Origin of the sequence: Fretibacterium fastidiosum (assembly GCF_000210715.1) — a bacterium.
GTDB classification, from domain to species: domain Bacteria; phylum Synergistota; class Synergistia; order Synergistales; family Aminobacteriaceae; genus Fretibacterium; species Fretibacterium fastidiosum.
Genome location: NC_021038.1, coordinates 529,129 through 535,772, shown reverse-complemented (window position 1 = coordinate 535,772; position 6,644 = coordinate 529,129). Strand labels below are relative to the sequence as shown.

The following is a 6,644-nucleotide window of genomic DNA, read 5'->3' as shown; positions in this document are numbered from 1 at the left end:
CAATCCATATTAAAAAACGCGAATTGGTATAACGTACGTTGGAACCCGGTTTTATGAGTTTTCTGCCTCACCTGAAGGGCGAAAGGACTGGTTTTGAACTTGAACAGGGTTGTGCTGGGAATCACGCTGGCCGCGGCGACGGGGCTGATCTGGGGCGCCGGAAGCCCGGCGTACAAGCTCATGGGACAGCAGGGCGTCTCCATGGTCACCGTCACCTTCCTCCGCTGCGCCGTGGGAGGTCCCGTCCTGTGGCTGCTCTTTCGCCTCCTGGCCCCGCGGCATCTGAGGGCGCCGCGGCGGGACCTCCTTCGGGTCCTCCTCCTGTCGATCCTGGCCCCCGCCCTCAACTACCTGGGCTTCATGCTCTCCGTGGTCTACCTGCCCGTGGCCACGGCCAACGTCCTGCACTACGTCAACCCCTTCGTCATCGCCCTGGGGTCTGCGCTGCTGCTGCACGAGCGCCCCACCGCCTGCGACCTCATCGGCGCCGCCATCGTCTTTGCCGGCGTCACCTGCTCCGTCCTCACGCCGGAGTGGAGGTTTGACGCAGGGATCTCGATCCCCGGCCTCCTCTGGGGCGTGCTGGCCATCTTCGGCATCACGGCCCAGGCGCTCTGCGGGCGGGCCGGGTCTGGAGGAGGGATGAGCGGCCTCGGCTTCTTCTGCTGGTCCCACCTCCTGGGGACCCTCTGGATAGCGCTCTACAAGACCTTCGCCGAGGGCTGGGGCGACATGGCGACGCTGACGCCCGCCCAGATGGGCCTGATCGCCATCCCCCTCTTCGGCGGAACGGTGCTGGGCTTCTCCGCCTTCTACGCGGCCCTGCAGTACATCCCCGCCCCTACCGTCACCCTGCTGACCTCCATGGAGGTCCCCTCGGCGCTCCTCTTCACCGCCCTCGTCCTTGGGGCGCGGCCCACGGCGCCCCAGGCGCTGGGGTGCGTCCTCATCCTGGCCGCCATCGCGCTCTCCTCCTTCGGGGCACGGCGACGGGGCGGTGAGGTCAGCGCACCACCCCGCTGATCGTGCCGCCGCCCACCACGACGTCTTCCTCCTCCATGTCATACAGCACGAGGGCCTGTCCCACCGTCGGGGCCCGCAGCGGCTCGTCGAACTCCACGCGCAGGCCCTCCGGGGCCTGCACCGCCGTGGCGGGGACCTCCCGCTGGCGGAAGCGCACCCTGGCCCTCACGCGCAGGGGGCGCCGGATGGAGGGCACGGCGATGAGGTTGAAGTCCTGCGCCGTGACCCCGCGGGCGGAGAGCCCCTCCCCGTGCGTCAGCGTGACGGTGTTGGCGTCAGCGTCGATGGCCGTCACGAAGAGCGGCGCGCTACTGGCGATGCCCAGCCCCTTCCGCTGGCCCACGGTGTAGCGCACGATGCCGCGGTGGCGCCCCAGGACGCGCCCCGCGGCGTCAATGAAGTCCCCGGCCGGATAGGACCTCCCCGTGTAGCGTTCCATGAAGGCGGCGTAGTCCCCGTCCGGCACAAAGCAGATGTCCTGGGAGTCGCGCTTTTGCGCGTTGATCAGGCCGCGGGCCTCGGCGACCCGGCGCACCGCGTCCTTGGTCATCCCCCCCAGGGGAAGGAGGGTGTGGGCCAGCTGGTCCTGCGTCATCATGCAGAGGACATAGCTCTGGTCCCGCGCCGGGTCCGTCCCCTTCCGCAGCAGGTGCCGGCCCCGGTCCGGGTCCCAGCCGATGCGCGCGTAGTGCCCCGTGACGACGAGGTCCAGCCCCCTCTCCCGCGCAGCCGTCAAGAGCCGGCCGAACTTCAGGTGCCGGTTGCAGTCGATGCAGGGGTTGGGCGTCCCCCCCCGCTCGTAGGTCGCGATGAACTTCTCGACGACCTTCAGCCTGAAGTCCGCCGCGCAGTCCAAAACCTCGTGGGGGATGCCCAGGAGCGCCGCGACCGCGGCGGCGTCCTCCGCGTCCCCTCGAGGGCGGCCGCAGGCGGGCTCGTCCGGAAAGAGGCGCATCGTCGCCCCCAGGCACCGATACCCCGCTTCCATCGCCAGACAGGCGGCCACGCTGCTGTCCACCCCGCCGCTCATGGCGACCAACGCACCCCGACTCGTCCGCTCCATCCCATCACCTCCGAAGGCCTGCCGGCCCGACCCCGACAAAAAAGGCGCGGAGGAGAGAGGCCCCCCGCGCCGAACGCACGCCCGACAGCCCTGCCGCGCGGGGATCGCCGCCAGCCTCTCCAGCGCGGCCAGCCTCAGGCAGGTGCAGAAGACGTCGATGGCCTGCTTCAGCTCGTCCACCGGCGGCAGGCTCGGCGCGATGCGCACGTTGCTGTCCTGAGGGTCGCGGCCGTAGGGGAAGGTCGCCCCGGCGGCGGTCATCGTGACGCCGGCCTCGCGGCGCAGGCGCAGCGTCTCCCCGGCCGTGCCCGGCATACAGTTGACGCTCACGAAGTAGCCGCCCTTCGGGTGCTGCCAGTCGGCGATGCCAAGCGGCGCGATCTCCCGCTCCAGCGCCTCCAGGACGGCGTGGAACTTCGGGCGCAGGATCTCCGCGTGCCTCTTCATCAGGGCCAGGACGCCCGCCTTGTCCTTCAGGAAGCGGACGTGGCGCAGCTGGTTGACCTTGTCGAAGCTGATCACCTGAACGTCCAACAGTTTGCTGAAGTACTTCAGGTTCGCCTCGCTCATGGCCGCCGCGGCGACGCCCGCCCCCGGCAGCGTGATCTTGGAGGTGGAGGCGAACTCCAGGACCATGTCCGGCCTCCCCGCCTCCGCGCACAGGCTCAGGATGTCCGGGAAGGGGACGTAGTCCCCCTCGAACTCGTGGACGCAGTAGGCGTTGTCCCACATCAGGAGGAAGTCCGGCGCCGCGGGCTTCAGGGCCGCGATGCGGCGGACGGTCTCGTCGGAGTAGACGATGCCGTCCGGGTTCGAGTACTTCGGCACGCACCACATGCCCCGCACCGCCGGGTCCCGGACCTCGCGCTCCACGGCGTCCATGTCCGGCCCCGCAGGCGTCATGGGGATCGTGATCATGGTCATGCCGAAGGTCTCGGATATCCTGAAGTGGCGGTCGTAGCCCGGCGCCGGGCAGAGCCACTTCACTTCGGGCTCACGGCTCCATGGGCGCTCGCTGCGCAGCAGTCCGTGGGTGAAGGCCTTCGAGACGGCGTCGTACATCAGCTGAAGGCTGGCGTTGCCCCCCACCAGCACCTGCGACGGCAGGACGCCCAGGAGCTCCGCAAAGAGCTTCCGGGCCGAGGGCAGCCCCTCCAGCCCGCCGTAGTTCCGGACGTCCATCCCGTCAACGATGAAATCGGAGTCGCTCCGCAGCACGTCAAAGATGCCGGAGACCATGTCGAGCTGCGCCTTGCCGGGCTTGCCGCGAGCCATGTTCAGGCTCAGCTTCCGCCCCTTCAGCTCCTCGTAGCGGCCCCGCACCGCCTGCCGCTCCGCCTCCAGCTCCCCCTGGGCCATCTCCGCATACCTCTTCACGTCGAACCTCTCCTTTCGGGAATGTGTTTCCACCCGCTCCCCACTATACCATGCCCGCAGGCTTATTTACCAACGGGCCGGCGATCCGCGGACTATATTCTCTGCAGGAGGCGGACAAAAAAAGCGGGCGCGGGGGACCCCCCGCGCCCGCCCTCCCCGACAGCGGCGGAGAGGAACCGACCTACGGCCTCTTCAACAGGTCCTCGCCCCAGCCCGCGGGCAGGAACTGGCCCCCGAACTTTCCGTCGAACACGGCCTTCGTGGCCGGCGACTGAAACGCCTTCACGATCCTCCGAAAGAGCTCCACCTTCGCCGGGTCCTCCAGGTCCGCCGTCCGCGCGACGATGATGTTCCAGTACTCGCGGTCGCTGACGCTCGTGTCGTTGAAGAGGACGTCCTCCGCCGTCAGGCCGAAGTCCATCGCGTAGCCGCAGTTGATGATGGCCGCCGCCACGTCCGGCAGCACGGAGGGGATGGTGTTGGCCGCCATCTCGCTGATCTCGACCTTCACCTTGTACTCCTCGATATCCTCCTTCGTGGGGCTGAAGGAGGCCCCGTCCTTCAGCCTGACGATCCCGGCCGCAGCCAGCACCTTGAGGGCCCGCCCGCCGTTGGTGGGGTCGTTGGGGATGGCGATGACGTCGCCGTCCTTCAGGTCCGCCACGGACTTCACCTTCCTGGAGTAGAGGTTCAGGGGGATGATGAAGGTGCTGCCGACGGTCGTCAGCCGGTAGCCGTACTCCTTGATCTCGTTCTGGAGGTAGATGTCGTGCTGAAAGCCATCCAGGTCGATCTCGCCGTCCGACAGCGCCCGATTGGGCGTCACGTAGTCGGAGAAGTGGACCAGCTCGAGGTCGATGCCCTCTTTGGCCAGCTCCTCCTTCGCCGGAGCCCACATGTCCTCGTAGAGGCTGCCCACCACGCCGAGCTTCACCGTCTGGGCCGCAGTGGCTGCGCCCGTCAGGCCGAGGAACGCCACAAGGATCGCGCCCGCAAAAAAGACCCGCTTCATCGCAAAGGTCCTCCTTACACCCGCGCTACTTGCGGAAGGGCGCTAGGAAGTCCTCGTCCCAGCCCGCGCACACCACGTAGCCGCCGAACATCTTGTCGAGGACCGCCTTCGTGGCCTCGGACCGGAAGGCCTTCATCACCTTGCCGTAGAGCTCCACCTTGGCGGGGTCCTCCAGGTCTGCCGTCCGCGCGGCCACCAGGTTCCAGTAGGGCTTCTCGTTCAGGCTCGTGTCCCGGAAGATGGCGTCTTCCAGCTTGAAGCCGAAGTCCATGGCGTAGTTTCCGTTGATGACGGCGGCCGTCACGTCCGGCAGCGCGGCGGGGATGATGTTGGCCGCCATCTCCTTGATCTCGACCTTCACGTTGTACTTCTCGACGTCCGCCACCGTCGGGCTGAAGCCCGCGCTCTCCTTCAGCGTGATGAGCCCCGACGCGGCCAGCACCTTGAGGGCCCGCCCGCCGTTGGTCACGTCGTTCGGGATGGCCACGGTGTCCCCGTCCTTGATCTCCGAGACGGACTTCACCTTCCGAGAGAAGATGTTCATGGCCTCGATGAAGGTGCCGCCGATGTTCGTCAGCTTGTAGCCGTACTCCTTGATCTCGTTCTGGAGGTAAATGTCGTGCTGGAAGGCGTTCAGCTCGATGTCGCCGTCCGACAGCGCCCGGTTGGGCGTCACGTAATCCGTGAAGGGCACGAACTCCAGGTCGATCCCCTCCTTCGCCAGCTCCTCCTTCGCCGGAGCCCAGAAGTCCTCGTAGATACCGCCCACCAAACCCAGCCTCACCGTCTGAGCCGCCGTCGCCGTGCCCGTCAGGGCCAGTGCAAGCACTGCCGCCGCAAAAAACGCCTTTTTCATCCAAACCATTCCTTTCGTCTTGTTCTAAGGAAGCGCTGGCCGCCCGCACCGGGACGCGCGCTTCCTCGAAAAATTTTAAGGGACGCCGCCTCAGTGGGTGCTCCGGCGTGCGATGCGCTCGCCCAGCCACTGGACAACGCTGACCGCGGCCACGGGCCCCTTGTCCATCTGAGCCAGGGCAGATTCCACCGCCGTGCCCCCGTCCGCCCTGAACCGCTTCACGATGTGCCCAAGCTCGATCAAGCCACATTCCCCCTAAGTTAAGAAGCCACCGTCGTTCTTCCAACATTGACCTAACCTGTCAGCCTACAAAAAAAGCGGGATGCACCGTGCTCCCGCCAATAAAAAAAGCGGGGCTTCACCGCTCCCCGCTTCGATCTCTATGGACCGGGCCTCCCGGCACAGGACCCCTGAAACCCTCAGCGGACAGCATCCATTGTGTACATGCGCATCATCATGCCCATGCACATCATCATGCCGCCCACGAAAAGAAGGATTCCGGTTTCAGGCTTCATCCCACGAACTCCCATCTTCAAAAATTTATGCTGCGAAGTATACCTCAGAGGCCCTCCGTTGTCAAATTTTTCAGCCGTCGGTCGCGCTTTCGGCACAAAGGGCCGAAGCTCCCGTCGGTAGCCAGAGAAAAGTCACCCTTAAGGGCTCAGAGCAAATGTCCTCCTTAGTATTTCACTGCTCTGAGTTAGCGTCATCACTTTTCTTGGAAAGAGCGATTTCAGAGGTGGTGTGGAATGGGTTTGTGAAGTTTCATGGGCTCGTCCTTTTTGTCCTTTACAACTTTTTACAGGGTGACATTACGACTGATCGACGACAGACCTCTCCATAATTCTTGACACGAATCGGGGGCAGGGATAAACTTAGAGTACTTCGTACTTCTTTTACTCCTGACTTTGAAAAGTTAGGGAGGCTTTTTAAGATGTCTCGTGTCGACGACGATGCTACAGGCGTTAAGGGATCGGGATTCCATCCGGACGAGACAAGGATTTACAATATTCTTGTCTGCGTTTCGGCTATCCTTTTACTTTTTTTAAATATCCGAAGCTCAATGGGTAAATACGAGGCGTTTCTTGTGTTCGGCGAAGAGGAGAAGTTGACCAGCCTTTTGATCGAGTGGACAACAGCACTGTGTGCGGAGTTTTATTTCTCCTGGACGATCTATCGTGGCATAACGCTGAAATGGAAGCGCCTCGGGCTCCTTATTCTGTTCTGCCTGTTATGCATTGGATATGTTCTGACGAGCATCGTTCTCTTTGCTTTCTTCTTCGACTTGCGGGAAGAAGGAACGAGCTCTAGTC

Annotated in this window: 6 protein-coding genes; 2 read left to right on the top strand and 4 right to left on the bottom strand. The window is 64.4% G+C overall.

Annotated elements, in window-relative coordinates; genetic code table 11:
- Positions 1-111: 111 nt before the first annotated feature.
- Positions 112-1,023 carry a DMT family transporter gene (locus SY1_RS02325; protein ID WP_208872611.1) on the top strand — a complete coding sequence of 304 codons (912 nt, stop codon included), beginning with the start codon at positions 112-114 and terminating at the stop codon, positions 1,021-1,023.
- Here the strand turns inward: SY1_RS02325 and SY1_RS12275 are convergent.
- From SY1_RS12275 to SY1_RS02300, 4 genes are all read right to left on the bottom strand, one after another.
- Positions 1,004-3,463, bottom strand: coding sequence for an aspartate aminotransferase type Ic (locus SY1_RS12275; protein WP_243440564.1), 2,460 nt, complete (start codon positions 3,461-3,463; stop codon positions 1,004-1,006). The genes SY1_RS02325 and SY1_RS12275 overlap by 20 nt on opposite strands.
- Before the next feature lie 181 nt (positions 3,464-3,644).
- Positions 3,645-4,475, bottom strand: coding sequence for a MetQ/NlpA family ABC transporter substrate-binding protein (locus tag SY1_RS02310; RefSeq protein WP_015556047.1), 831 nt, complete (start codon positions 4,473-4,475; stop codon positions 3,645-3,647).
- Between the two features lie 25 nt (positions 4,476-4,500).
- Positions 4,501-5,331: a MetQ/NlpA family ABC transporter substrate-binding protein gene (locus tag SY1_RS02305; RefSeq protein WP_015556046.1), complete on the bottom strand. Its 831-nt coding sequence runs from the start codon at positions 5,329-5,331 to the stop codon at positions 4,501-4,503.
- Positions 5,332-5,421: 90 nt separating this feature from the next.
- On the bottom strand, positions 5,422-5,574 hold the full coding sequence (locus SY1_RS02300) for a hypothetical protein (RefSeq protein WP_208872610.1): 153 nt from the start codon (positions 5,572-5,574) through the stop codon (positions 5,422-5,424).
- 691 nt (positions 5,575-6,265) lie between these two features.
- Between SY1_RS02300 and SY1_RS02295 the strand changes: the two genes are divergently transcribed.
- The coding region (locus tag SY1_RS02295) for a hypothetical protein (RefSeq protein WP_208872609.1) at positions 6,266-6,644 on the top strand (379 nt) is incomplete at its 3' end.